23 protein-coding genes are annotated in these 24,807 nt (G+C 66.1%); 4 read left to right on the top strand and 19 right to left on the bottom strand.

The annotated features are described in order from the left end of the window. Window positions 1-15: 15 nt before the first annotated feature. A complete protein-coding gene (locus tag A6745_RS06660; protein WP_066124951.1) occupies window positions 16-1,149 on the bottom strand; it encodes an MlaE family ABC transporter permease in 1,134 nt (377 codons plus the stop codon). A gap of 112 nt (window positions 1,150-1,261) precedes the next feature. Between A6745_RS06660 and A6745_RS06655 the strand changes: the two genes are divergently transcribed. From A6745_RS06655 to A6745_RS28945, 3 genes are read left to right on the top strand one after another with little or no spacing between them, the layout of a single operon-like run. Beyond that, on the top strand, window positions 1,262-2,116 hold the full coding sequence (locus A6745_RS06655) for a biotin--[acetyl-CoA-carboxylase] ligase (protein ID WP_066124949.1): 855 nt from the start codon (window positions 1,262-1,264) through the stop codon (window positions 2,114-2,116). Next, entirely contained in the window at window positions 2,113-2,904 is a 792-nt protein-coding gene (locus A6745_RS06650; RefSeq protein WP_066124947.1) for a type III pantothenate kinase, read from the top strand. Before A6745_RS06655 ends, A6745_RS06650 begins: the two co-directional genes overlap by 4 nt. A gap of 9 nt (window positions 2,905-2,913) precedes the next feature. Next, window positions 2,914-3,075: a hypothetical protein gene (locus tag A6745_RS28945; RefSeq protein ID WP_197488106.1), complete on the top strand. Its 162-nt coding sequence runs from the start codon at window positions 2,914-2,916 to the stop codon at window positions 3,073-3,075. A gap of 10 nt (window positions 3,076-3,085) precedes the next feature. On the opposite strand, the gene A6745_RS06645 is transcribed toward A6745_RS28945, so the two are convergent. The 4 genes from A6745_RS06645 to waaC all read right to left on the bottom strand — a co-directional run bounded on the left by A6745_RS06645 (window position 3,086) and on the right by waaC (window position 7,243). Next, window positions 3,086-4,207, bottom strand: coding sequence for a DUF1963 domain-containing protein (locus A6745_RS06645; RefSeq protein WP_066124946.1), 1,122 nt, complete (start codon window positions 4,205-4,207; stop codon window positions 3,086-3,088). A 5-nt stretch (window positions 4,208-4,212) separates the two neighbouring features. Then, complete coding sequence (locus tag A6745_RS06640; RefSeq protein ID WP_156513299.1) at window positions 4,213-4,593, bottom strand: Rap1a/Tai family immunity protein; 381 nt, start codon at window positions 4,591-4,593, stop codon at window positions 4,213-4,215. 278 nt (window positions 4,594-4,871) lie between these two features. Beyond that, complete coding sequence (locus tag A6745_RS06635; protein WP_066124942.1) at window positions 4,872-6,167, bottom strand: 3-deoxy-D-manno-octulosonic acid transferase; 1,296 nt, start codon at window positions 6,165-6,167, stop codon at window positions 4,872-4,874. A 59-nt stretch (window positions 6,168-6,226) separates the two neighbouring features. Next, window positions 6,227-7,243 (bottom strand): lipopolysaccharide heptosyltransferase I, encoded by a 1,017-nt coding sequence (gene waaC / locus A6745_RS06630; RefSeq protein ID WP_066124938.1) that lies wholly within the window; start codon window positions 7,241-7,243, stop codon window positions 6,227-6,229. Window positions 7,244-7,412: 169 nt separating this feature from the next. Here waaC and wecB point away from each other — a divergent pair, with 169 nt between their 5' ends. Beyond that, window positions 7,413-8,555, top strand: a complete 1,143-nt coding sequence (gene wecB, locus A6745_RS06625; RefSeq protein WP_066124935.1) for a non-hydrolyzing UDP-N-acetylglucosamine 2-epimerase — start codon at window positions 7,413-7,415, stop codon at window positions 8,553-8,555. A gap of 10 nt (window positions 8,556-8,565) precedes the next feature. On the opposite strand, the gene rfbA is transcribed toward wecB, so the two are convergent. The 14 genes from rfbA to A6745_RS06555 all read right to left on the bottom strand — a co-directional run bounded on the left by rfbA (window position 8,566) and on the right by A6745_RS06555 (window position 24,461). Further along, window positions 8,566-9,441 (bottom strand): glucose-1-phosphate thymidylyltransferase RfbA, encoded by an 876-nt coding sequence (gene rfbA / locus A6745_RS06620; RefSeq protein WP_066124933.1) that lies wholly within the window; start codon window positions 9,439-9,441, stop codon window positions 8,566-8,568. Between the two features lie 33 nt (window positions 9,442-9,474). Further along, on the bottom strand, window positions 9,475-11,424 hold the full coding sequence (locus tag A6745_RS06615) for a glycosyltransferase family 39 protein (protein ID WP_066124931.1): 1,950 nt from the start codon (window positions 11,422-11,424) through the stop codon (window positions 9,475-9,477). 18 nt (window positions 11,425-11,442) lie between these two features. Next, window positions 11,443-11,865: a sugar 3,4-ketoisomerase gene (locus tag A6745_RS06610; protein ID WP_066124929.1), complete on the bottom strand. Its 423-nt coding sequence runs from the start codon at window positions 11,863-11,865 to the stop codon at window positions 11,443-11,445. Then, window positions 11,846-12,220 carry a GtrA family protein gene (locus A6745_RS06605; protein ID WP_066124926.1) on the bottom strand — a complete coding sequence of 125 codons (375 nt, stop codon included), beginning with the start codon at window positions 12,218-12,220 and terminating at the stop codon, window positions 11,846-11,848. The genes A6745_RS06610 and A6745_RS06605 overlap by 20 nt, the downstream gene beginning before the upstream one ends. A gap of 1 nt (window position 12,221) precedes the next feature. Then, the gene (locus tag A6745_RS06600) at window positions 12,222-13,151 is read right to left on the bottom strand and encodes a glycosyltransferase family 2 protein (RefSeq protein ID WP_066124924.1); all 930 of its coding nucleotides are present in this window, start codon (window positions 13,149-13,151) and stop codon (window positions 12,222-12,224) included. Continuing rightward, complete coding sequence (locus A6745_RS06595) at window positions 13,144-14,106, bottom strand: GNAT family N-acetyltransferase (RefSeq protein WP_066124922.1); 963 nt, start codon at window positions 14,104-14,106, stop codon at window positions 13,144-13,146. Before A6745_RS06595 ends, A6745_RS06600 begins: the two co-directional genes overlap by 8 nt. 915 nt (window positions 14,107-15,021) lie before the next feature. Next, the gene (locus A6745_RS06590; RefSeq protein ID WP_330999992.1) at window positions 15,022-15,708 is read right to left on the bottom strand and encodes an acetyltransferase; all 687 of its coding nucleotides are present in this window, start codon (window positions 15,706-15,708) and stop codon (window positions 15,022-15,024) included. Between the two features lie 5 nt (window positions 15,709-15,713). After that, window positions 15,714-16,466 (bottom strand): class I SAM-dependent methyltransferase, encoded by a 753-nt coding sequence (locus A6745_RS06585; RefSeq protein WP_066124920.1) that lies wholly within the window; start codon window positions 16,464-16,466, stop codon window positions 15,714-15,716. An 11-nt stretch (window positions 16,467-16,477) separates the two neighbouring features. After that, window positions 16,478-17,575, bottom strand: a complete 1,098-nt coding sequence (locus tag A6745_RS06580) for a DegT/DnrJ/EryC1/StrS family aminotransferase (RefSeq protein ID WP_066124918.1) — start codon at window positions 17,573-17,575, stop codon at window positions 16,478-16,480. A gap of 132 nt (window positions 17,576-17,707) precedes the next feature. Beyond that, on the bottom strand, window positions 17,708-20,281 hold the full coding sequence (locus A6745_RS06575) for a glycosyltransferase (protein WP_197488105.1): 2,574 nt from the start codon (window positions 20,279-20,281) through the stop codon (window positions 17,708-17,710). Window positions 20,282-20,376: 95 nt separating this feature from the next. Next, entirely contained in the window at window positions 20,377-21,408 is a 1,032-nt protein-coding gene (galE, locus tag A6745_RS06570) for a UDP-glucose 4-epimerase GalE (protein ID WP_066124914.1), read from the bottom strand. Between the two features lie 21 nt (window positions 21,409-21,429). Then, window positions 21,430-22,380: a class I SAM-dependent methyltransferase gene (locus tag A6745_RS06565; RefSeq protein ID WP_066124911.1), complete on the bottom strand. Its 951-nt coding sequence runs from the start codon at window positions 22,378-22,380 to the stop codon at window positions 21,430-21,432. After that, entirely contained in the window at window positions 22,367-23,677 is a 1,311-nt protein-coding gene (locus A6745_RS06560; protein ID WP_066124909.1) for an ABC transporter ATP-binding protein, read from the bottom strand. The genes A6745_RS06565 and A6745_RS06560 overlap by 14 nt, the downstream gene beginning before the upstream one ends. Continuing rightward, window positions 23,667-24,461 (bottom strand): ABC transporter permease, encoded by a 795-nt coding sequence (locus tag A6745_RS06555; RefSeq protein WP_066124908.1) that lies wholly within the window; start codon window positions 24,459-24,461, stop codon window positions 23,667-23,669. Before A6745_RS06555 ends, A6745_RS06560 begins: the two co-directional genes overlap by 11 nt. Between the last annotated feature and the right edge of the window lie 346 nt (window positions 24,462-24,807).

The raw sequence follows: 24,807 nt of genomic DNA, 5'->3' as shown, positions 1-24,807 counted from the left end.
TGGCCAGGGCGCCCATCAGATTCCCACCGAGCTGAAGACGATGGCGAACAGGGCATCCACCAGGATGACCGCGGTGATGGACGTGACCACCGACGTGGTCACGCCACGGCCCAGGCTTTCGGTGTTGGGCTCGATGCGCAGGCCGAAATGGCACGCGATCAGCGCGATCACGATGCCGAAGGTGGCGCCCTTGAGCAGCCCGATGCCGTAATTGGCCAGTGAAATGGCGCGCGACAGCCCGTCGATGAACCATTCCAGTGAAATACCCAGTTGCGCCTTCGCGGCCAGCATGCCGCCCAGGAGCGCCAGCGCGTCGGTCCAGAGCACCAGCAGCGGCATGACGACGGCCAGGGCCACCACGCGCGGCAGGATCAGCCGCTGGCCGTGCGCGATGCCCATGACGCTCATGGCGTCCAGCTCCTGCGTGACGCGCATCACGCCTATCTGCGCGGTGATGGCCGAGCCGGACCGGCCCGCCACCAGGATGGCGGCCAGCACCGGCCCCAGTTCGCGCACGATGGACACGCCCAGCAGTTGCACGATGAAGCGGTCGGCGCCGAAAGTGCGCAATTGCTGCGCCGACAGATACGACAGCACCACCCCGATCAGGAAACCGACCAGCGCGGTAATGCCCAGCGCCTGCGCCCCCATGCGATAGACCTGCGCGGAGATCTCGCGCCAGGGGCCGCGCAGGGGATGGCGCAACAGGCCGCCGACGTCCAGCACCAGCTGGCCCAGCATCGTCAATAGCGACCTGCCGTTGCGCAGGCCGTGGCCCAGGGCGTCGCCAATGCCGCGTATCCATTCGAGGCGGTCGTGCGGCGGCGGTTCAGGTGGGCGCATCTCGCCGCGGTTGGCGTTCAGGGCGTCGAACACGGCGCGCTGCCCCTCGGTGCCGCGCAGGCGGTCGGGCAGCTTGTAACCCCAGGCGTGCCAGATCAGGTGCGCGCCGATGGTGTCCAGGCGCTCGACGGCGCTCAGGTCCCAGCGCAGGCCGGCGTCCAGGCGCTCCAGCGCCTGGCGGCGGGCGGCGGCCACGCCGGGCTCGGCCAGGGCCTGCATGCTCCAGTCGCCCGCCAGATAGCAGGCGTCCCCATCTTGGCGGACGGGGGCCGGGGGGTGCGTGGCGGTCGAGACGGAACGGGGCATGGGCGGCCGGACGATGGCGGTTCCCCATGATAAACGCCATGGGATTAAGACACACTTATCCTCCGGTATGAATCGGCCCGCGCGCGGCGCCCCGTGCCCTACAATCGCCGCCATGTCAGTCCAAGCCTTCACCGCCGACCTGCCCGCGCCCGACGCGTTCGCGCGCACGCTGTCCGACCGCCTGCCCGCCTTCCGGCACGTCGAATGGCTGGACCGCATCGGCAACACCAACACCGACCTGCTGGCCCGCACGCGCAACGCCCCCTCGGGCGACAAGCCCTGGCTGCTGGGCGCGCACGTGCAGGAAAACGGCCGTGGCCGCGCTGGCCGTCCCTGGAAAAGCCGGCCCGGCGCCACGCTGGTGTTCTCGTGCGCCTTCGACGTGTACCTGCCGCCCGCCGCCCTGCCGGCCCTGTCGCCCCTGGCCGGCATGGCCATCTGCGAAGGCCTGCGCGGCCTGGCCGGCGCGGCCGCGCCGGACGTATGCGTCAAGTGGCCGAACGACGTGCTGTGGCGTGACGGCAAGCTGGTGGGCGTGCTGATCGAATCCTCGCGCAACGCCGGCGGCCCCGAGGCCGGCCACACCGTCATCGCGGGCGTGGGCGTGAACCTGCGCGATGCCGCCGAACTGTCGCGGGCGCTGGAGCGCCAGGTGGCCGACTGGTCGCAGATCGCCGAGGCCTCGGGCGTCACGGGCGTGGGCGCCGCAGACGTGGTGTGCGCCGTCGCCTGCGCCCTGCACGATACGTTTTCCCAGGCCGCCAGCCTGCTGGCGGGCGCCTTCCCCGCCCGCTACGCCCAGGTCGACGCGCTGGGCGGCCGCGCCGTCAACGTGCTGGACCAGGGCGCGGTGCTCAACAGCGGCGTGGCGCGGGGCGTCGATGCCCAGGGCCGCCTGCTGGTCGCCACGCCCACCGGCGTCCTGCCGATCACCGTCGGTGAAATCTCCATCCGGCCGCAAGCATGATCCTGCTCATCGACTCCGGCAACAGCCGCCTCAAGGTGGGCTGGTTCGATCCCTCGGACCCGCGGCGCGACGCCATCGTCACCGCGTTCGACAATCTCGATCCCGACGCGCTGCGCGACTGGCTGGCCGTCCAGCCGCAGTCGCCGCAACGCGCGGTCGGCGTCAACGTGGCAGGCCAGGCACGCGGCGCAGCCATCGCGGCGGCGCTGCCCGCGGGCTGCCCGGTCACCTGGCTGCACGCGCGACCGCGCGCCCTGGGCCTGATCAATGGCTACGCCCGCCCCGAACAGCTGGGCGCCGACCGCTGGGCCGCCATGCTGGGCGCGCACATGCGCCTGCCCCGGCCGCACCCGCCTTTCGTGCTGGCCTGCTTCGGCACGGCCACCACCATCGATACCGTCGGCGACGACGGCGTCTTTCCCGGCGGCCTGATCCTGCCCGGTCCGGCCATGATGCGCAACGCGCTGAACAAGGGTACGGCCAACCTGCCGCTGGCCGACGGACAGGTCAGCGCCTATCCCGTCGACACGCACCAGGCCATCGCCACCGGCATCGCCGCCGCGCAGGCCGGCGCCGTGGTGCGCCAGTGGCTGGCGGGCTGCGACCGCTACGGCAGCATGCCCGACATCTACGTGACGGGCGGGGGCTGGCCCGAGGTGCAGGCCGAGACCGAACGCCTGCTGGCCCAGGCCTGCTCGGCGCTGGGCCCCGCCCCCACGCCCGTCTACCTGGAAAGCCCCGTGCTGGACGGCCTGGCCGCCTGGGCGGCGGCGCCCGACGCCCCGTAGAGAACCGCCATGCGCATCCTGTTCGTGCTAATCCTGCTGGCCAATCTGTGGGCCTACGCCATGAGCCAGGGCTGGCTGGGCCAGCCGCCCAACGACGAGGGCCGCATGTCCGGTCGCCTGAACCAGGAACTGAACGCGGACCGCGTCACGGTACCGCCGCACGCCAGATAGGCGCGGCGCATCAGTCCGTCTGATAAATCAGCCTGGCCTTGGAAAAATCCCGGGCCCGCAGGTGCTCGCGCTTGATCCAGACGTAGTAATTGCCGTTGTAGTCCACGTCGCCATAGCTGACCACCTGCAACAGCATCACCCACTGCTGCGCACGCTTGCTCATCATTCTGACGAATTCCGGATACCGCGTGCCGTACGGCGGCTCGACGCCCGCCTCCATCGCGGCCAGTTCGATGGCCATGTCGTTCTGGATGTTGGCGGGCCAGCCGCCCAGGCGCGTGCCGAGCGCGGCCGCGCCGCCATCGGCCTCGACCCAGGCCTGGTGCGGATAGCGGCCCGCCATTGCATAGCGGCCCAGCACGGGGGCCGATCCGAAGTCGGGCACGGTGTAGGTGTAGACCGGCTTCAACATGGCCGAGGGCAGCCGGTCACGCAGCGGCGGTTCATCGGCATAGACGGCAGCGCCCATATCGGGCGGCGTCCGGCGGCGCAACGTGTCCGTCCCGCCGTCCAGATGCACGAGGCGAAACAGCGCGTTCCCCTCCTTGTCGTGTCCGTAGCCGGGCAGGAAGACCATGTCGTAGAACAGCAGCAGGCGCCCCGCGCGCGGAATGTCCGGGTCCAGCGGACCGGTGGCCGCGCACGCGGCCAGATCGACCTGCAGCAGGAATGCCAGGGGCGCCTCGCGCCGCGCCAACGGCTCTTTCACGGCAATCTGGCGCGTCAGGTAGTCGTCGCCCACGGCGGGCTGCGTGGCCTGCAACTGCCTGAGCACCTCGACTTCCTTGCGTCCCACGCTCGTGGGCGGACGCGTGGGCCAAGCCATGCCGTCCGGCAGGTCGGGATCGCCGCCCGCCTTGCTGGCGCCCACGGGAATATCGGCGTCGTCCGCGGACATATCCTGCAAGGCCACGCCAGGTTGCGCCAGGCCGGCCAGCCATTCGCGGTCGGCCCGGCCCACGCCGGCCGCGGCCAGCGAGGCGTCCAGGGCAGCCAAGGTAGGAATCGGGCCGGGCACTTTCGCGCGCATCGGGTCCGCCAACGAGGGCTGGGCGCGCAAAGGCCATGCCGGCGCCATCCCGGCCACCGCCATGCCCAACGCGCCCTTGACGAAACACCGACGGCCGGGCATGGCCGTCAGCGCCTGCAGGGGAAATGCTCGGCCAGGGCTTGCGCGACCAACGGCGCCGCGGGCGTCTTCAAGCGGTCGTCCGGCAGGCTGCCCAGCGTTTCCACCACCTTGGCGAAATCTTCCTGCCCCAGGCCATCGGCCTTGCACCAACGGGTGCCATGGGTATAGCTGGCCACGCCCAGCATGAAGGCCGCCGCGCGGCTGGACGACACCATCACCTGCAGCTCGGGGCGCTTCTCGTCATGGAACTCCGGCGCCAGCGAGCCATCGATGCCCGCCATGATCAGTTGTTCGCCGGTCAATTGCCAATCGGCCGAAGGCGCCGCCGCCGCCACGCCCGGAACCAGTACCGCAAACGCCAGAACCCACATCTTTCTGGAAATCACGCGCATCTCCTGGACAACCTGCATCGTCGCAGGCAACGGGACAGGTCCGCTGCCCGACCTGTCGAGACGGGCCCATTGCAGCCCGGCCTGGCGGTCGGTTCGATAGTAGCCCAGCCCTGACAACGGTCCGTTCTCCTGCCGGCCGGTTCTCTCGCCAGCGCGGGACGCGGATACGGTGACCGCCAGCAAAACGCGGGGGGCGCAGTCCTGTCGATGCGCCGCCACAGCGCGCGCCTGCCGCGGCCATGCCCCATGCGGGCACGGTGGCGCCGTGCCGGCTAGCGCGGCGCGAACCAGTCCTGAAGCGCTTGCATCGTGCGTTGGGTGGCCCCGGCATGCGCCTGCGTCCAGGCCTGCGCCGCGGCCTGCATCGCCTGGCGGCGCGGCGTATCGGCCAGCAGGGCCAGTGCCATGTCGACCGCCTCGTCGGCATCCTGCGCGCGCAAGGCGGCGCCCGCGGCCAGCGCATCCTCGACCGCCTGCGCGAAGTTGCGCGTATGCGGGCCCACGATGGCCGGCGTGCCCGCCGCGCAGGCCTCGATCAGGTTCTGGCCGCCCAGCGGCGCGAAGCTGCCCGCCACCACGGCCACGTCCGCAGCCGCGTAGTAGAACGCCATCTCGCCCAGCGAATCGCCCAGCAGCACGGCGGTGTTCGCGTCGGGCGGCGAACCGCCCGCCGACCGGCGCACCGTGGCCAGGCCGGCCGCGCTCGACTGCGCGTATGCCGCGTCGAAGCGCTGTGGATGGCGCGGGATCAGCAGGTACAGCGGCTGAGGGTGCGCGGCGTCCCGGCGTGCCAGCAAGGCCTGGATGAACAGCGCGTCCTCGCCTTCGCGCGTGCTGGCCAGGGCGATCACGGGCCGATTCAGCGCCTGGCGCCAGGCCTGGCCGGCGGCCACCTGTGCGGCGGGCAAGGCCAGGTCGAATTTCAGGTTGCCGGTCACCGTGGCGGCCGGCGCGCCGGCCTGGCGCAGGCGCCGCGCATCGTCCTCGGTCTGGGCCAGCACCCGGTCCAGTCCCGCCAGGGCCTGGCGCAGCGCGCGGCCCAGCCAGCGGGCCCGCCGCAACGACGACGCCGAGAAGCGCGCGCTGACCAGCGCCATGGGCACCTTGCGCGCCCGCGCCGCCGCCAGCAGATTGGGCCACACCTCGCGTTCGATCAGCAGGCCGCAACGCGGCGCGTAGCGGTTCAGGAAGCGGGCGACGGAACCGGGCAGGTCATACGGTAGCCAAGCCTGGCGCAACTGGCCCGCCGCCAACGCGTCGGCGAACAGGCGCGCGCCCTCGGCACGGCCGGTGGCGGTGGCGTGGGTAAGCAATACGGGCAGACCGCGTTGCAGCAGCGCCTGCACCAGCGGCTGGGCCGCGCGGGTTTCGCCCAGGCTGACGGCATGCACCCAGACGGGCGTGGCGAACGATGCGCAGGCCGGCGATGCGGCGGCATCCTCGCCGCCGAAACGGCCCGCCGACAGAATGCCCCACTGGCCGCCCGCGCGCCGTGCGCGGCGCCACATCAGCAGCCAAAGCAGCGGCGCCACCAGGCGCAACACCAACGTGTAGACGCCGCGTCCCATGTCAGCGCCCCCGGACGAGCGCCGCCAGGCGGCGCGGCAGGCACCCGCGAGCCGTCATCTCAAACCGCCCCCAAGGCCTGTTCCACCGACGCCATCACCGCCTCGCGCGAGGGCGAGGCGCCGCGATCGCCCAGGCTGGCCGTATAGTTCGACCCCACCAGCGGCGTGCGTACCGGCGTGGATGCGCGATAGATGCCGATGGTCGGGCGCCCCAGCGCCGCGGCCAGGTGCGTCAGGCCGCTGTCCAGGCCGACCATCATGCGCGAGCCGGCCAGCAGCCGCGCCACCGACGTCAGGTCCATGCGCGGCATCACCTCGACGCCGTCCATGCCGGCCACCAGCAGGCGGGCGCGGTGCGCCTCCTGCTCGTTGCCCGCCAGCAGGCGCAACGTGCAGCCCGCGTCGCGCAGGCGGCGGAACACCGCGCGCCAGTCCTCCTCGGGCCACAGTTTGTCGTCGCGGCTGGCCGACGGCATGATCACCGCATAGCCGGGATCGCGGCTGCCCAGATGCACGCGGCCACCCGCGGCCTCCACCCCGGCGTCCTGCTGGGCCTGGGCCGCCTGGCGCGCGAACTGCTCCAGACCGAAGTCAGGCTTGCCGGTGGGCTCGTAGCCCAGGGCCAGCCCGGCCAGCTTGCGCTGGCGCAGCACGGCGGGCTGCCAGAATTCCACACGGTGGCGCACGTTGTAGAACAGCGATGCCAGGGGTTCGCGCGCCGACCGCCAGTCCAGGCCGTGGCGCACGCCCTGCGTCTGGCGCACCAGCCAGGCGGACTTCAACAGCGCCTGCATGTCCAGCACGATGTCATAGGTTTCGGCGCGCAGCCGCTGGGCCAGCGCGCGGCGTTCGGCACGCACCTTTTCCGACCACCAGGCCTTGCGCCAGCGGCGGTGCGCCACGCGGATGACCTCGTTCACGGCGGGATGCCAGGCGGGAATTTCGGCGAACGCTTCCTCCACGATCCAGTCGATCCGGGCATCCGGCACATGGCGCGCAATGTCGGAGATGGCCGGCAGCATATGCACCAGGTCTCCGAGCGAAGAGGTGCGGACGATGAGAATGCGAAGGGGCATCGAGGGAAGACGGTGCGATAAATTTCAGCGAATGTACAACAAGACATGCATCGCCGTGCCGGCCCGGCGACATCCACACGCTAAAATCCGGGGTTCAAGGCGGGGCCTTGCCGCGCTCGCCTCCCGCCTGCGGCGCGCCGCCCTGGCCTGAAACAATTTCCCTGCACACATGAAAATTCTCACGGTATTCGGTACGCGTCCGGAAGCGATCAAGATGGCGCCGGTGGTCCACGCGTTGGCCCAGGACACCGGCATCGAGGCCAAGGTTTGCGTCACCGCCCAGCACCGCGAGATGCTCGATCAGGTCCTGGACCTGTTCGAAATCAAGCCGGACTACGACCTGAACATCATGAAGCCGGGCCAGGACATGACGGACGTCACCTGTTCCATCCTGAACGGCATGCGCGGCGTGTTTGCCGAGTTCCGCCCCGATTGCGTGCTGGTCCACGGCGATACGGCCACCACCCTGGCCACCACCCTGGCCTCGTATTACCAGAAGGTCGCGGTCGGCCACGTCGAAGCCGGGCTGCGCACGGGCGACCTCTACTCCCCCTGGCCCGAAGAGGCCAACCGCAAGCTCACCGGCGCGCTGGCGCGGCTGCATTTCGCCCCCACCGACACCTCGCGGCAGAACCTGCTGCGCGAGGGCATCGCCGATACCGATGTCGCCGTCACCGGCAACACCGTCATCGATGCCCTGATCTGGGTCAAACAGAAGCTGGATACCGATACGGCCCTGCGCGATCGCCTGGCCACGCAATTCCCCTACCTGGACGCAAACCGCCGCGTGGTGTTGATCACGGGCCATCGCCGTGAAAGCTTCGGCGCCGGCTTCGAACGCATCTGCCAGGCCATCGCCCAGTCCGCCGCACAGTTCCCCGACGCCGATTTCGTCTATCCCGTGCACCTGAATCCGAACGTGCGCGAGCCGGTGAACCGCCTGCTGAAGGGCCTGAAGAACGTCCACCTGGTCGAACCGCTGGACTACCTGCCGTTCGTGTACCTGATGGACCGCTCGCACATCATCCTGACCGACTCCGGCGGCATCCAGGAAGAAGCGCCCTCGCTGGGCAAGCCGGTGCTGGTCATGCGCGACACCACCGAACGTCCCGAAGCGGTCGCGGCGGGCACGGTGCGCCTGGTGGGCACGGACGTGGACGTCATCACGTCGCAGGTCGCCCTGCTGCTGACGGACGAAGACGAATACCGCCGCATGAGCGTGGCGCACAATCCCTACGGCGACGGCCAGGCCAGCGCCCGCATCCTCGAACGCCTGCATCAGACGTTCCAGGCCGCCACGACGCGCCGCTGACGGACCACCCTTAACGAGCGTCCCGGGCAATGCGCAACAGGTATTGTCCGTATGAACTCTTGTCTATCCTGCCGGCAAGCGCCAACAGCGCCGGCTGGTCGATCCAGTGCTGGCGCCACGCGATTTCCTCGATGCAGGCAATCTTCATGCCCTGGCGGCGCTCGATGGTGGCCACAAAGTTGGCGGCGTCCAGCAGGCCGTCGGGCGTGCCGGAATCCAGCCAGGCATAACCACGGCCAAGTTGCTCGACATAGAGCTGGCCCATCTCCATGTAGCGCCTGTTGATGTCGGTAATCTCCAGTTCGCCACGAGCGGACGGGCGCAAGCCGCGTGCGATGTCCACCACCTGCCTGTCGTAGAAGTACAGTCCCGTCACGGCAAGGTCCGACCGAGGCTCGGCAGGCTTTTCTTCCAGACTGATCGCCTTGCCGTCGGCGTCGATCTCGACCACGCCGAAAGGCCGGGCATCCGGCACCTGGTAGCTGAAGACCGTCGCACCGGTACTGCGTGCATGGGCACGACCCAGCAGTTGCGACAGCCCTGCGCCATAGAAGACGTTGTCGCCCAGGATCATTGCCACGTCGCTGTCGCCGATGAAATCGGCCCCCACGATGAACGCATCCGCCAGGCCGCGGGGCTCGGATTGCTCCGCGTAGGCCAGGCGCAATCCGATCTCGCTGCCATCACCCAGCAAGCTGCGGAATCTAGGCAGGTCCTGTGGCGTGGAAATCAGCAGAATGTCCTGGATGCCAGCCAGCATCAGCACCGACAGCGGGTAATACACCATCGGCTTATCGTAGACGGGAAGCAGTTGCTTGCTGGCGCTGCGCGTCATCGGATACAGGCGAGTTCCGCTGCCGCCCGCGAGAATAATGGCCTTACGCATAGAGTCTCCTTCACGTGTGGGCCCGGCGGCGTGTCACTGGCCCCGCAGATTGATCGCATTGCCCGCGTCGTCATGGATATAGCCAACGCTGACCGCCCCGCCAGGCTCGCCGTCGGCGGCGATGATGATATCCAGCGCCGCCAGCCCCGCGCCGGGCACTGAAACCGGCACGGCGGCGACGCGCTCGCCCAACTGGGCCTGCATCGTCCGCAGCACCTTGCCCTGGGCGTCACGCAGGACAAGATCGAGGTGCACGGCCTGATGCGGCGCATTGCTGAACTTGGGCGCCATCGGTTCACGCATTAAGAAAAACGACAGATCGCCTCGCACGTCGCCTTCGACCACTGCGCGCAACCGATAGCACGATTTGGTGGCCATGGGCAGCAGCACTCGCCGTGGCATGATCTGAGCATCGGTCACGGACTGAGCACAATCCGTCAGCACGGGCTCGGGAACCGATTGCCAGTGCAGACGGGGCGCATGGCGCAGATAAGTTGTCGCTGCGGCCCACGCCGTGCCCAGGCCCAGCAGGGCAATGCCGATGGCGGCAACGAGGCTGGTCGCGCCGATGAGTTCCATGCGGCGCGAGGCGCGGTCACGAGGCACGGCCCAGCCTGCGGCGGCGACGCACAGCGCCGGCGCGATCAGTACGCTGTAGCGCGGCTGCACCTCGCCCAACAACACGATGTACAGCATGAATGCCACCGCGATGGCAACGCTGGCGCGTCCCAGCGGGTGCCTGACCAGACGCAACGCGCCGGTCCCGGCCGCCAGAAAGAAGAAGGCCACCATGCCGCGCATCGCGCCGGACCAGAACGGCACATAGGTCAACATCGGCGCCTTGAGCCAGGCCATCGGCACATCGTCGGGATTGCCCCCCGTCGGCAAGGCCGTGGAAAACATGTAATAGCCATCGCCGCCGAACAGGACTCGGAGCTTGTCGAGCCAAAAAAGCGGAGCTGCATGGACGGACAGCAGATCCTGCGCGATCACGCCTGCCATGAGGCTGCCTCGTTCCAAGACGGGAACCAGCGGCAGCACATACTGGTGCCAGGTGTAGGTCTCGAACCAGCCCCGCGGCCCCGTCAGGCCATTGCCGACGATGGATGCCAGCACACCATTGGTCTGCAACGTGGTCAATCCGAACCATGCGGGCAGACTGCCACCGGCATAGACGGCCAGTGCCGTGCCGAGGCTGGCGGCCAGCAGTTTTGCACGCGAGGCCCGCTCGGCGCCCAGCGTGATGAAAAGCATCGCCACAACAAGAATGGGCCCGACGCTTCTCAGCAAATCCAGGGCCAGCACGAGACACGCCACGGCAATGATGGCGCCATACCGGCCGCTATCCTCCCGCTGCAGGCTGGCCACCGCCAGTCCCAGGCAAACCAGCGCCGTCACCGCGAAATTGTCGGAGACGACCAGGCTTGTCGAAAACCAGAACTCGGGATAGAGCGCCAACGCCGCCGCGGCCAGCACCCCCGCGCGTCGGCCGAGGGCCTGGCGCACGCCGCGATAAAGTAACGCGACCGCGATGAGGTGCGCCAGGGCATTGGCTATCTTGAATGCGAGATACGAACCGCCCCCGCTTACCCAGCCGATTGGCAAGGAATACAGCAAGGAGCGCCGCCAATACGTGGCGAAACCCGGCAGGTATTCGCCTGTGCATTGCCGCGTCCAATCCTGCAACGAGGTCCAGTCCCGCACATAATCACTGCCGCAGCGAAAATAGACACCGAAATCGCTGACCTGGTGGCTGCTGTAATAAAAGGTCCACCCCCCGAGCGCGACGGCGAACAGCGCGAACAGGATGCGATCGGCAGCCGGCCAGCGCGACAGCCACGCGACGGCGGCAAAGGTCACACCCGCCGCCACGAACCCCATGGCGCCCGGCACCCCGGACGTCACGGCCAGGCCCGCGACCAGCAAGGCCGCCCCCAGCAGCAGCCCATCGAGCACCGAACGGGAACAAGACGCGATGATCATTCGTAAGGCCGGATCTGATCAGGACTGGCCGCGGACGGTGGCGAGAAAATCATCGTAATTGCGGATGTAGTCGCTTTCCTCGTACTTTTCCGAGGCCAGCACCAGGCAGACGGAACCCGGCTGGAAACGCACCTGTGCCGCCCAGATCATGGGAGGCACGTGCAATCCCACCCAGGGATCGCTCAGGGGCACCAGTCGCTGCGAACGGCCATCGTCGACTTCAACCTCGAAGCCCCCCGCCACGCAGATCAACAGCTGATGCAGCTCGCGGTGCGCATGCGCGCCGCGGCTTTCGCCAGGCTCGATGCCATAGAGATAGAACACGCGCCGCATCTCGAAAGGCACGTGGCGGTTCCCTTCCATGAAGGTAAGGCTGCCCCGAGGATCGACGATCCTGGGAAATGAAATCAACGTGCAATCGTCAATCGAGGCGAGCGTCATGGTTTTTCTTGAACAAGGCCCTGGTAAGCAGATACATGATCGGCACCGAAACGGGAATCACGACCAGCGGCGCAAGAAATGCGGGGGCGCCCAGTTTATCCACCAACAACCACAGCAAACAAATTCCCAGCACATAATTCGTCGCGTATATCAGCGGATAGCCCGCGGCCGTCTTCAGACTTGGCGCCTCGCGAAATACCCACCGGGAGTTCAGCAGGTACCCCAGCAGGATGCCCGCGAGGAACGATACGGAATACGCCCAGCCGTAGGGAATCACCCACAGCAGGGCCACATACAGCAGATACGTCGCGCCGGTATTGATGGCGCCCGCGGCCACGAAACGCGGAAAGGCCATGTCACCAGACTTCGTCGATGACCGTTTCCGGCCGTTTGTTGGTTTCTTCGAAAATGCGCCAGATATATTCGCCGATGATGCCCAGCATCACAAGGATCAGTCCCAGCAGGAAGGTGATAAGGGCGACGACCGTCGCGAACCCCTGGATCGGTATGCGGTTCAATATGGCACTGGCCACCACCACCCCGCCATACAGAAAGCTGCAAAAGGCAACCACGGCCCCGACGCCGGAGATCGCCCGGATAGGGGTGATCGAGAATCCCAGCATCACGTCGAGGAATGCGCGGAATTTCTTGGCGAACGTCCAACCGGACTTGCCATGCTCTCGCGCCGGCCGGTGATAACGGATGACCTCGGGTTGGTAGCCCAGCCAATAGGCGAGCAGCGGCGTGAACACGCTCTTGGAACTGTTGACCAGATGCGGCAGGAATGCCTTGTCCAGCAACGCCATGTCGTATCCGCCCTCGGGATAATCGCGGATGACCAGCATCCGCAGCAGCTTGTAGTACAGGCGGGAATAGATTTTCGATACCAGCGGGTCGTCCCGGGTGCTGCGCTCGCAGATCACGTACTTGGCGCCGGCCAGCCAACGGTCCACCATCTCGAGCACCAGGCTGGGCGGGTCCTGCAGGTCAGCGGCCATCGTGATGAAGGCGTCGCCCGTGACGAAACGGTAACCCGTCTTCGAACAATGCACCGCGCCGAAATTGCGCGTCAGCTTGACCACGCGCGTACCGGGCCGGCGCTGCCGGAATTCCAGCAGGCGCTTGAGCGATTCGTCCTTCGAACCATCGTCGACGAAAATCAGTTCGAGATCGACGCCGCGCGTAGCCAGTTGCTCTTCGACCCCGCACAGCGCGTCGAACAACCCAGGTAGGCTGCCTGCGTTGAAATACACAGGTACCACGATGGAAAGTTTCTTTTCAGCCATGTCCCGCTAGCTCGATCTCGTAATAGTCATGCGCCACGCCGCTGCCTCCGAACTCGGACTTGAAGCGGTAGAGGCCGTCATTCAGTACGCGCCCGGCGTGTTCGTTGCTGGTACCGAAGTCGAAATACCGTGCACCCGTCTGGTCCGCCTCGGCGATGCTCGCCGCGAATACCGCATCGAGCGCGCAGACGTCGTAGCCTCGCTCGCTGGCGGCAATATACTGCGCGTGCCAGGCTGGCGCAGCGTTGAAGAACACCACGCCCGCTTCCACCTGACCATCCACCAGGGCGCAACGCACCTGGATGTGCTCGGGAAACCGGCTATGCAGCAAGGCCAGTTCCTCCAGGCTGTGAACCGGCCACGCATCATGCTTGCGGGCCAGATTCCCGGCCAGCACGTGCCACAGCGGCGCAAGCAGACCGGAATCGGCGGACAGCGTGACGGCTGCGGCAGCCTTCTTCCGTGATCGCAGCCTGCGTTTGCTGATGTCGCCCCGGTCCATCAGGTCGATCGCGCATGACAGGTCCGTACGCACGCGCGCTGCATCCAGCCGGAACAAGGCATACAGATCGTCCTGCGAAGGACGTCGGCAGTAGATATGCGGCACGGGCTTGTACTGCAGCCGCTGGTATCCCTGACTGGCGTAGTACCGGGCGACCGCCGACAGCGCGTCGATCATCGCCGCGCCACGCAACTGGCCCTGATGCACGATGCCGCCATAGGTGGCTCCCGGGTGACTGGCGACCGTAGCGTGATCCGACGGCAGCTCCGCCGCCGGCAACACCCCTGCCAGTTCCCCATCCCGCAGGATCAGCAGCGAGCGATCGGTGAATCGGTCGCCGTGATAGCTCAGAAACCGCCGCGTGTGCAGCAGCGTGGCATTGGGCGACAGGCCGCAGAAGCGGTCCCAGGCGCCCTCTTCGTCTGGCCCATAGGGCTTGATTTCCAGGCTCATTCGACCAGTTCAGCCACGCCGAATCCCGTACCGCCGAAATTGTCGCCGTTGTAGAAACAATACGTACGCCCCCCACCGACACGACCGCCGAGTACATGATCGCGTTCGCATCGAATTCGCCGGGGGTGACGTCCAGATTCATTTCGGCGTCCTTGCGCGTCCATGCCACGCCGTCGGCCGACTCGGCATAGCCCAGTCGGTACGCACCGAAAGACCTGCGCCTTACGGAATAGAACATCTGGTAGTCGTCGGGCCCGCGTTTGATGATCCAGGGCCTACCGAAACCGTGCTCGTCCGGGTCCGTCAATGCCATCGACATGCGGCCCTCGCCGGCCCAATGGATGCCGTCACGGGACTCCTGGTAGCGCAGGTCGTAGACGGGCATGGACTTGCCGCCCACCTCCGTCCATTCGCTCCCCGCGATATACCAGAGCTTGAACACGCCTTCGTCGTGCAGCACGAAGGGGCCACAGCGGAAATACAGCTCGGTGTCGCTGCGGTCCAGGACAGGCGCACGGCTGTGCCGCGTGAACGTGCGGCCGCCATCCTCGCTGATCGCCAGGCCCGTCAGAATGCGATAGCGGATGTGGGTGCAAAGTTCGAACCCGGCGTAGTACATGAAGAGCCGGCTAGGCTCGACCTGGACCAGCGTGGTCAGCATCAGTCCATTGTCGTCGAACGCACCCGGCTGACCGATATCCATCAGCGGCTCACGCGCCACGTCCAGCACACGGGTGGGATCCTGGGCCGATACGTCAAGGTACATGGGCCGGCCCCTGCCCTGCTCGTCAAGCGTGGTCAGGAAAACGCGGATGACATTCTCGTCCAGTACTACCGGCGTAGGCCCCATGGCGTGGGTGTGCGACCATGGCAACGCTCCCGTCGTGTTCCAGACGATGCCCAGTTTTCGCCACTTCATTCTTTCACCTTGAAGAAACGCAGTGTGGACACCTTCGCCGGCTCGGGCTGCTCGACCCGGATCAGTTGCGCAGGACCGGTATCCTTGGCGATGCACACCCCCGGCCCGATCCAGTTGTCGGGACCGACGACCAGGTTGTTGGCAATGGCCGCGTTCACACCCAGAAAAGAATTGGCGCCGATCTCGGTGAATCCCGACACGACCACATGCGACGACACGAAGCAATTGTCGTGGATGCGGCTGTGATGCCCGATGTGATTGCCGCTCCAGAGCACGACGTTGTCGCCGATGGACGCGAACGGCTGGACCGTATTGTCCTCGAAGATGAAGCAGTGTTCCCCCACCTGCACATTGCGCCAGACGAAAGCACGGCTACTGACATAGCTGGCCGGGGCATACCCCTTCGCCTTCGCCTGGCGATACAAGCGCGTGCGCAACCGGTTCAACTGGCTGTAGACCAGAGCCGCGTAGAAATCGACCTCGCCGGGCGCGAAATGCGACTCGATCGATTCGAATGGCACCACGGGCAGGCCGAACATCTGCGTCTTCTGCAGATAGGCGGACTCGACGCTGAAGCCCACGACTTCGTAGCAAGAGTCGTGGGTGAAGTACTCATAGGCAACCTCGGCGAAGGCCGAATCCCCGATGATGACGAGCTTCCTGTCCTTGGTCATGGTGGTCATGGTGTTCAAGGCCGCGTGATCAGAATGTCCTCGCGGCGGTTCGCCATGGGCAGCGCGGCATCCTGCGGGACGACATAGGCGTCGAATCCCGCGGCGCGTGCGCGCTGCACCAAAGCCATCACCACGGCATCGTCGATCTGGTCGTGTTCGATACGGTGATGATGCACCTCGGGCAGATCCGCTGTCTGCATGAAGGCCTGGTGAAAGCGCGTGCCGGTCTCGCTGGAGAAGAACCGCTTGCGCTTGGACACGTTGGGAATGTCGCCGATCAGCATCTGCCCTCCCGGCGCCAGCAGCGACAGCGACGTATCCAGGAAGCGGAAGAACGCGGTATCGACCAGGATGTAATGCAGCACGCTGTAGCACAGGACGACGTCGAAGCGGCCCTGGTTCGCCTGCACGAAATCCGGGCAATTGGGAAACAGCGCGGCGTGCTTGGCCACTCCCTGTCCGTCGGGCAGCAGCGCCAGCATCTCGGCGCTGTCCATCAAGTGGACCTCATGCCCTTGCCGGCCGCACAGATCCAGCAGCATGACGGGCAGGTCGCTGCAGCCTGGGCCGATGTCCAGCACGGCCCGCCGCGTCTGCCGCAGGTTCGTCAGCTTGCCGCAGATGTCCGCAAAGATGGCATGCTCGTGGCTGGCCCGGTAACTGTCGGGAAACCCGATCTTCTCGTACTTCGACAACGAGGAATCCTGCGCCATGCGCCGGAAATCCTCGAAACCGATATTGGCGTAGGGATTGCTCGAAGTCGCCATGTCACCGCGCCTCAGACGGAAGGTTGCCAATCGTTCACCGCCGCCACCACGCGAGCGACGTCGGCATCGCTCATCTCCGGATAGCAGGGCAGGGTCAATACCTCGTACGCCAAGCGTTCGACATTCGGCAGGCTCAACGCGCTGTAGCACTGCCCGAAAACAGGCTGCCGATGATCGGGTACGGGGTAATGCACATCGCTGCCGATTTCGTGGCTGCGCAGATGCGCGCGCAACGCGTCGCGCCGCGCGCTGCGCAAGACATACAGGTGGCCCACATAGGCCTCGCCCTGCCAGGAGGGAAGCGCCACTTGCGGATGCACGATACCCGCGCCATAACGCGCGGCGATCTCGCGCCGACGCGCATTGGCTTCATCGAGACGCGGCAGGAAGCTGGACAGGATGGCCGCCTGCAGCTCGTCTAGACGGCTGTTCCGTCCACCCTCGAGCTGCACCTGGTATTTCTCGCCCCACCCGTACTGCCGCAGTCCCGCGACCCGCTTGGCGATGTCCTCGCGGCGGGTGACGACCGCGCCGCCATCGCCCAGCGCGCCGAGGTTCTTGGTCGGATAGAAGCTGAAGCTGGCGGCATCGCCGAAGGTGCCGACGCACTGGCCGTCGATGCGAGCGCCGTGCGCCTGTGCACAGTCTTCGAGCAATCCGACGCCCGCGTCGGCGCAAAGACGCGCCAATTGCGCGATATCGGGCACCGCCAGCCCGTACAAGTGCGTGGCCACGATAACTTTGGCGCCTGCCTCGATGGCGGCGCGCGCCTGGCTCAGGCCGACATTGCGCGTGTCGAGGTCCACGTCCATGAAGAGGGGCTCGGCCCCGATCTGCAGCATGGCGGTGGTAGCGTACATCCCGGCGTTGGCAACGGTGGCCACCCGGTCCCCAGGGCCGACACCCATGGCCCGCAAGGCCAATTCGATGGCGTCCGTGCCATTGGCGACGCAGACGCAGTGCGGCGCGCCCAGGTAAGCGGCGAAGGCGCCCTCGAAACGACGCACTTCGGGCCCCAGCACCAACCAGCCGCTGTCGATGACGCGAGCCACCGCGTGGCGAAGCTGGGGATTGTCGTTGATGCGGGCGGCGAGATCGTTGATCTGCATAGCGAACCGGGCCAGGAAGAAGAGGGATTGCAGCGTGCGGAAAGGATAGCAAGGCAACGATCATTGGACGCTTGAAAGCCTTGCCGGGCGAGCATCAAGTTTATCCCACCCCCTTTCCACCCAACGCTTGTGTCAGCGTTTCTCGCGACCGACAAGGTCGGCAAAATGGATGGCGTAGCGACGATAAGCCACGGCGCGGTCCGCACGCTCCAGGAAACGCTCGTCCAGCCCCGCACCGCGGCGCTGCAGCACTCGTATCATGGCCTCGCCCAGGCGCTGTTCGAACGCCGGATCGCGCGCATCCAGGTACGTCCCCAGATTGGCGCAGTTCAACTCGGTGATGTCGCCGAACGGCGGCGTCACCACTTCCACGCCTTCGTGGTCGTAGAACTCGTAAGCCGACCCTACGTCGGTGATGACGCAAGGCAGGCCATTGGCCACGGCCTCGCCCAGCGACAGACTCCAGCCCTCCCAGAAAGACGGCAGGACGAAATAATCGGCCGCCTGGTAGTAAGACGCCACGTCGGGATCGAACCCCGCCAGCACGACGTTGCCACCCAGGCCGTTCTCGGCGATGGCCGCCTTGATCTCGGCCAGGTAGTCCTCTTCCACCGCGCGGCCCAGCAGCAACAGCCGCGCCTGGGGCGACTGACGCACCACTGCGGCAAAGGCACGCACCAGTTGAAGCTGTGCCTTGGGCCGCATGATCGATGCCACGTTCAGGAACACCGGCACGTCATCGCCGATCCCCCAGGCCTGACGCAGGCGGGCTCGGTTCTCGGCTACGTGCGTACGGTCGATCGTGCGCGGATCGATGCCGTTGGGAATCACCTTGATGCGGGTCACGTCCAGGCCCACCACAAGGTCGGCGTAGCGCGCGGCCGTGGCAGACACGCATACATACGACACCGTGCTCGGGTCGGCCTGCTGGTGCGCCTGCTGATCATCCGGACCCAGCCACACATACGAGTTGTGCACCGTCTGCACGAACGGAATACCCATGCTGGCACAGATATCGGCGCCGAACAGGCTGTAGTGGGCATTGACCACGTCAATACGCTGCTCGCGCAGCAGATCGGTGTAGGCTTTCGGCGAGGGGTGTTTGCCGAACGAGTGCAGCGTCACTCCCGCCTGGCGCGCCGCTTCCGCCGCATGGCCTTCACGGCCCAGCACGGCGATGCCGACACGGTGGCCCAGATCACGCAGTGAAATGGCCAAGTCGATGACGACATTCTCCAGGCCGCCCTGCACGAAATCGTCGACCTGCAGCATCACGCCCAGGCCCGCAGGCGGCAACAGCCGCTCGGGACGCTGGCGCGCCAGTTCGTCGGCCTTGCGCGTGGCGTGGAAGAACAGGCGGTTCTTGGCATAGGCCCGCAGGCCTGCCAGCGCCTGGCCGGACGAAATGTCCAGCACCGGGCACTTGGACAGCAGGCGCATGCGCGCGGCAGACGCGGCATCGGGCGCCAGCGCCACGGCGCCAGTGGACAGGGCATCGTGCGCACGGACGTAATCGGCCCGGTCGTCATCCAGGATGACGGCCAGGGCGCCCGTACCGTGCAAGCGATGCGGCGACTTCGCCAGCGTAGCGATGCTGACGACCACGACCTGGTTGGCGCCATCGGGCACTCGGCCTTCCTGCGGCAAGGCCTGCATTTGGCGCGACGCCACGCCGCGGCGCGACAGCCACTTGCGCGCCACGTCGTCCACCACGTACGACAGCGGCTGCGCGTAGAACGCGGCGCGCTCGCTTTCGTAATTCATCAGGCGTTGCACCTTCTCCAGGATGCGATGCTCCTGGGCCTGCGCGCTGAGCGTGTTGTCGTGCACCCGGTAGCGATACAGGAACGCCTTCTTTTCCAGATGCTTGATCGGGAAGAACGCGTTGATGCGCATCCAGTAGTCGTAGTCCTCGATGCCCAACTGTGGATCGTAGTCGCCGAAGCAACGGCCGATCCAGCCGCGATACATGAAGCAGGCCCCGATGAAATTGTCCTGCACGGTGTTCAACACGTTGGTGTCGCGGGGCAGCTCGATCTCGCCGGAAGCCACGTCCTTGCGATTGTGCGCCCGCCAGGTCGGGTCCTGCAGCAACTCGCCGCGGTCGTCGATGGCGTAGTAGTCGGCGTACGTCATGCCGATGGTGGGATCGCCGCGCAGGCGCTCGACCAGCATTTCGAGCATGCGCGGCTCCATGATGTTGTCGGCCGAGGTCCAGGTCCAGAACTCGCCCTGGGCCAGTTCGAAGCCATTGGACAGCGCCTTGGGCAGCCGCTGGTTCTTCTGCGTATAGACGCGCACCTTGGGATTGGACAGGTACGGCTGGAGCACCTGCTCGACGCCATCGGACGAGCCATCATTGACGATGATGAGCTCGAAGTCCTGGTAGGTCTGCGCCAGCACGCTCTCGATGGCCTCGGCGATCAGGTAGCCCTGGTTGTAGACAGGCAGGATCACACTGACCAGGCCCGGCACCAGGCCGCACGCCTCGGGCCGCATCTCCACGCCGCCCACCATCTTGCCGATGTCCAACTGCTTGCGGTTCTGGCTGCGCTGCTGCAGCCACGACACCACGGCCAGCACCTGCGCCTTGGCGCGGGATTTCACGCCGTGAGGCAGCGGCAGGCGCTTGCCCACGAATCGCGCCGCCCGGTACAGGAACACCCCTATATTCCGGCCGATGGACGCCGAACTCTTGTTTTCCATGCCTTCGCTCATTTTTTCAGAATAGTGATTCGTCTATCGAATGCATTGCCGCGATGGGCGGACCCGCGTCCGCCAGCCTGGGCCGTTGTCTCGGTTCAATCGTGCTGTCGCGATGCCTGCCAGCGCCATCCATCGCGGCACATTTCGCTGACGTCGCGCTGCGCCGTCCATCCCAGCAGCGTCTTGGCCAACTCCGCGTCCGCCCACATCGCATCCAGGTCGCCAGGGCGGCGCTCGCGGATGCGATAAGGCACCTTTTGCCCCGTGACGTTTTCGAACAGGCGCACCATTTCAAGCACGCTGGTGCCCTGGCCCGTGCCCAGGTTGATGGCGCGGAATCCCGCGCTGTCCGGCTTGCCGGCGTATTCCAGCGCGCGCACGTGGCCCGCCGCCAGATCGCAGACATGCAGGTAGTCGCGCACGCCGGTGCCGTCGGGCGTGTCGTAGTCGTCGCCGAATACCTGAAGCTCGGCCAGCCGGCCCGAGGCCACCTGCGTGATGAAAGGGAACAGATTGTTGGGAATGCCGCGCGGATCTTCGCCGATCAGGCCGCTGGGATGCGCGCCGATCGGATTGAAATAGCGCAGGCTGATGGCGGTGAACCGCGGATCGGCCTGGCACAGGTCCTGCAGCACCTGCTCGATCATCGCCTTCGTGTGGCCGTAGGGATTGATCGCACGGACAGGGTGCGATTCGTCGAACGGCAAGCGCTGCGGCCAGCCATAGACCGTGGCCGATGAACTGAAAACGAGGCAGGAGACCTGCGCGCGCTGCATGGCCTGCAGCAGCGTCACGGTGCCCGCCACGTTATTGTCGTAGTAGTGCAGCGGCCTGGCCACCGATTCACCCACGGCCTTGGCTGCGGCGAAATGCAGCACGGCCCCTACGGGCCGGCCCGTGGCGGCTTGCCGAGCGAACAGCGCGTCCAACCCCGCTGCATCGCGCACATCGCCCTCGACATAGGGTACCGGCTTGCCGGCGATCTGCCGCACACGGTCCAGCACGTCGGGCCGGCTGTTGGAAAAATCATCCAGCACCACGGGGTCGAAGCCCGCGGCCATCAATTCGACCAGGGTGTGCGAGCCGATGAATCCGGCTCCCCCAGTGACCAATATGGTTGAAGACATGAGAAATTACCCTGTTGGCGGCTAGTGGCGACGCAGCAGGCGGCCCAGCGAACGCAACGGCGCGGTCACACGCCAGGACGTGGAATCACGCAGCGTGGCGAGCTCTTGCCGCAGGCTCCTGATTTCGGCATCGCGCGCGATCTCTACCTGCCCCAGGCGTTCGCCCAGGGTATTCAATCGCTGGGCCATCGCCTGCAATTGCTCGTTGCCTTGCTCATTCAATTGCTGCAAAACCCGCAGGCGTTCCTCCAGGATCTCATCGGCATGATGGCCCAATGCGCTGCGACACGATTCATCCAACTGAGGAAACCGCAGATCGGCCAGATGCAAACCCGCTGTCTGCGCCCATTCGACACGCGCGTAGACCAGGACGATCTGGTAGCCGAACCAGTGCGTGGGTTCGAGCTTGCGGCAATCCCGGACAGCGGCATGTGCCAGCACCCAGCCCTGCTCCGGCGAATACGGCACGTTCTCGGGCAGGAAACTGAAGAAGTGCTCATCGATACGATCGACCTCGAGAAACGGCAGCGCCAGCACCACGCAGTGGCGGGCACGCTCCAGCAACCGGGGCAGAACCTCGAAGGGCCGCGTGAAGTGCTCGAGCGTGTTCGACGAAAATACGACATCGAAAGACTCGGACACCGCCGGCTCAGTGAGCCAGTCCTGTGTTTCGAAGCGGATACCGCCATAGGCCCGCCGCGCCTTCTCGATGGCACTGGCCGCGAAATCGACACCCACCATCCTCTGCGCGCCCAGGTACGTGGCCAGCACATCCGTGCCATCGCCCTGCGCGCATCCCCAATCGCAGACGGACCAGCCGTGCAGGCGTATCCGCTGAAGCAGCCAGGCGGGCATGCCTTCGTAGGCCACATGCGAGAAGAAACGCGACTGCTCGCGGCCATGGTTGACTTCCCAATCGGCATCGAAACGGCCGTTCCAGTAGTCCTGGCTATTGATATCAGTCGGCGGCATGGTCTTTTCCGTCAAAGTACTTCTCTATTTTCGGCTGGAACACGCCCATCATGGGCTCATCGGAGATCACGGAAAAATACTGCGCCCCTTCGATGTACTCGTAGTAGGTCGTCGAACGCGGCTCCGCGCTTTCGATGGCGGCGACCAGCAGGTACTTTCCTGGAATCAGGTAGTTGACGAAGGCGAAGTTCAGCACGAACTCGGCCGATCCGTCGCTCGGCCGCAAGGCGTCGTTGGCACGGGTCGAATCCACGATCAGATCCACGCCCCGATCGCTCTTGATGGAAAACGCGACGCTGACCATGTTCGGATCCACGCCCTCTGGCGGACGGAAGGCGATCTTCACACAGACCGGCTCGCCCCAGCTCATCACATCCTTCTTGCGGCCCTGGGGCGACACGAGGGCCGCATAACGGATCAGTCCGGTCTGCGCACCCCAGTGCGCGGCCGGCTTGGCGTCCAACTTCAGATGGGCATCGGATGGCGTCGCCGCCACCACCGCGGGCTGGCCGGACGCCAGGGGCTTGGCATCGTCAGGCAGGTCTTCGGGCGGCGCGTCGGCATACAGGAACTCGGCATAACGGCTAGTCACCGTGGACACATCGCCCTGCATGCGCAGCTTGCCGCGATCCAGCCACACGGCGCGCTGACACAGATTGCGCACCGCGCTGACGTCATGGCTGACGAACAACACGGCCGCGCCATCCTGCTGGATTTCCTTGATGCGCCGCATGCACTTGAACTGGAAGCGGGCATCGCCCACCGCCAGCGCCTCGTCCACGATAAGCACCTCGGGCGTCGTGTGGATGGCCACCGCGAACGCCAGCCGCACGTACATGCCGCTGGAATAGGTGCGCACCGGCTGATCGATGAAGCGGCCGATGTCCGCGAACGCGGCGATATCGTCGAAACGGGCTTCGGTTTCGGCGCGCGTCAGGCCCAGAATGGAGGCATTCAGGAAGACGTTCTCGCGGCCCGTGAATTCGGGATTGAACCCCGCCCCCAGCTCGAGCAGCGCGGCGATGCGGCCGCTGGTCCAGACCGTGCCCGCGCTGGGTGTCAGCGTGCCGCAGATGATTTGCAGCAGCGTCGACTTGCCCGAACCGTTGCGGCCGATCACGCCGATCGTCTCGCCCTTGCTGACCTCGAATGAAACGTCCTCCAGGGCATTGAACTGACGGTAGTATTGCCGCCGGCCACGCGACAGCATCTGCAGCAGGCGGTCCCGCGGCTTGTCGTACAGGTTGTACGTCTTGCCCAGTTGCTGGACGGAAATGGCCAAGGAATCAGAGGACATCGGCAAAGCCCTTGCGGGTTTTCTGGAACCAGGCGTAACCCAGCATGGCCACGATCACCGAGGCAACCGCGTACACGCTCCACCCAAGCCAATTGATGCCTTGCCCCCAGAACAGCACGGCACGGCCTTGCTCGACAATCATCGTCAGCGGGCTCAGGTTGATGAACCAGCGGTACTGTTCGGGCAACGCCGTGGGCGAATAGAACACTGGCGACACGAACATCAGCACGGTGGTCAGGATGCCGATGAACTGCGTGACGTCACGCAAGTACACGCCCAACGCCGCCAGGAACCACGAGAGGCCCAGGATCATCACGATCAGCGGCACCACCACCACGGGGAACAGCAGCACCGTGGCATGCGGCACGCCGTAGAAGATGACGTAGAACAGCACCCACACGGTCAGGCTGATGGCCAGGTGAAACAGCGCCGATCCCACGGCCACGCAGGGCAGTATCTCCAGCGGAAACACCACCTTCTTGACGTAATTGACGTTGGACAACACCAGCGACGGCGCGCGGTTGATGCACTCGGCGAAGAAATTGAACACGATCAGGCCGGCGAACAGCACCAGCGCGAACTCGGTGCGCGACTCGGTGCCACCCGGCCAGCGCGCCTTGAAGACCACGCTGAACACGAAGGTATAGACCAGCAGCATGAAGATCGGGTTGAAGAACGACCACAGCAGGCCCAGTGCGGAACCACGATAGCGGCCCACGACCTCACGCCGAACCAGGCTGCCTATCAGCGCCCGATGCGCCAGGATCGATCCAGCCAACGCCATGGGCGAGGCACGATGCCGAGAAGCGGGATTCAACGTACGGGTTCTGCTATGACTCATTCTGGGCGTTCGGCGCGGATATCACGCGGTTTGTTCGGAACTGCCTCGCTTGGGGCCTTGGGCTGGCGGCGGCCCCGGCGCGGGGCCGCTTCGAGATGGCCCGACGGCCGTCTGCCGGGCGCGATGCCTGCGGATTATAGGCTGGGGCGCCTGGCTGCCTGCCCGCCGCGGGCATCAAGTTTCTGCACTTACGGGGCACGCCCTCCGTGGAATTCCGTATACTGCCAGCCCAAAAAGCCGGAATAATCCGCCGGTTGTGTAGAAAAGATGCCGTCCTTCCCTGAGGGAC

It is taken from the genome of Bordetella ansorpii, assembly GCF_900078705.1.
Taxonomy (GTDB): Bacteria; Pseudomonadota; Gammaproteobacteria; order Burkholderiales; family Burkholderiaceae_B; genus Bordetella; species Bordetella ansorpii_A.
This window is presented reverse-complemented; position numbering and strand designations above follow the sequence as displayed.

Excerpts from the sequence above, each read along its gene's own strand:
- A6745_RS06565 (WP_066124911.1), bottom strand. The coding sequence starts at position 22,380 with ATGCCGCCGACTGATATCAATAGCCAGGACTACTGGAACGGCCGTTTC.
- A6745_RS06650 (WP_066124947.1), top strand. The coding sequence starts at position 2,113 with ATGATCCTGCTCATCGACTCCGGCAACAGCCGCCTCAAGGTGGGCTGG.
- A6745_RS06615 (WP_066124931.1), bottom strand. The coding sequence starts at position 11,424 with ATGATCATCGCGTCTTGTTCCCGTTCGGTGCTCGATGGGCTGCTGCTG.
- A6745_RS06660 (WP_066124951.1), bottom strand. The coding sequence starts at position 1,149 with ATGCCCCGTTCCGTCTCGACCGCCACGCACCCCCCGGCCCCCGTCCGC.
- A6745_RS06575 (WP_197488105.1), bottom strand. The coding sequence starts at position 20,281 with ATGGAAAACAAGAGTTCGGCGTCCATCGGCCGGAATATAGGGGTGTTC.
- A6745_RS06560 (WP_066124909.1), bottom strand. The coding sequence starts at position 23,677 with ATGTCCTCTGATTCCTTGGCCATTTCCGTCCAGCAACTGGGCAAGACG.
- wecB (WP_066124935.1), top strand. The coding sequence starts at position 7,413 with ATGAAAATTCTCACGGTATTCGGTACGCGTCCGGAAGCGATCAAGATG.
- A6745_RS06595 (WP_066124922.1), bottom strand. The coding sequence starts at position 14,106 with ATGAGCCTGGAAATCAAGCCCTATGGGCCAGACGAAGAGGGCGCCTGG.
- A6745_RS28945 (WP_197488106.1), top strand. The coding sequence starts at position 2,914 with ATGCGCATCCTGTTCGTGCTAATCCTGCTGGCCAATCTGTGGGCCTAC.
- galE (WP_066124914.1), bottom strand. The coding sequence starts at position 21,408 with ATGTCTTCAACCATATTGGTCACTGGGGGAGCCGGATTCATCGGCTCG.
- rfbA (WP_066124933.1), bottom strand. The coding sequence starts at position 9,441 with ATGCGTAAGGCCATTATTCTCGCGGGCGGCAGCGGAACTCGCCTGTAT.
- waaC (WP_066124938.1), bottom strand. The coding sequence starts at position 7,243 with ATGCCCCTTCGCATTCTCATCGTCCGCACCTCTTCGCTCGGAGACCTG.
- A6745_RS06600 (WP_066124924.1), bottom strand. The coding sequence starts at position 13,151 with ATGGCTGAAAAGAAACTTTCCATCGTGGTACCTGTGTATTTCAACGCA.
- A6745_RS06610 (WP_066124929.1), bottom strand. The coding sequence starts at position 11,865 with ATGACGCTCGCCTCGATTGACGATTGCACGTTGATTTCATTTCCCAGG.
- A6745_RS06555 (WP_066124908.1), bottom strand. The coding sequence starts at position 24,461 with ATGGCGTTGGCTGGATCGATCCTGGCGCATCGGGCGCTGATAGGCAGC.
- A6745_RS06655 (WP_066124949.1), top strand. The coding sequence starts at position 1,262 with ATGTCAGTCCAAGCCTTCACCGCCGACCTGCCCGCGCCCGACGCGTTC.
- A6745_RS06585 (WP_066124920.1), bottom strand. The coding sequence starts at position 16,466 with ATGGCGACTTCGAGCAATCCCTACGCCAATATCGGTTTCGAGGATTTC.
- A6745_RS06635 (WP_066124942.1), bottom strand. The coding sequence starts at position 6,167 with ATGGGACGCGGCGTCTACACGTTGGTGTTGCGCCTGGTGGCGCCGCTG.
- A6745_RS06645 (WP_066124946.1), bottom strand. The coding sequence starts at position 4,207 with ATGCCCGGCCGTCGGTGTTTCGTCAAGGGCGCGTTGGGCATGGCGGTG.
- A6745_RS06605 (WP_066124926.1), bottom strand. The coding sequence starts at position 12,220 with ATGGCCTTTCCGCGTTTCGTGGCCGCGGGCGCCATCAATACCGGCGCG.
- A6745_RS06590 (WP_330999992.1), bottom strand. The coding sequence starts at position 15,708 with ATGACCACCATGACCAAGGACAGGAAGCTCGTCATCATCGGGGATTCG.
- A6745_RS06580 (WP_066124918.1), bottom strand. The coding sequence starts at position 17,575 with ATGCAGATCAACGATCTCGCCGCCCGCATCAACGACAATCCCCAGCTT.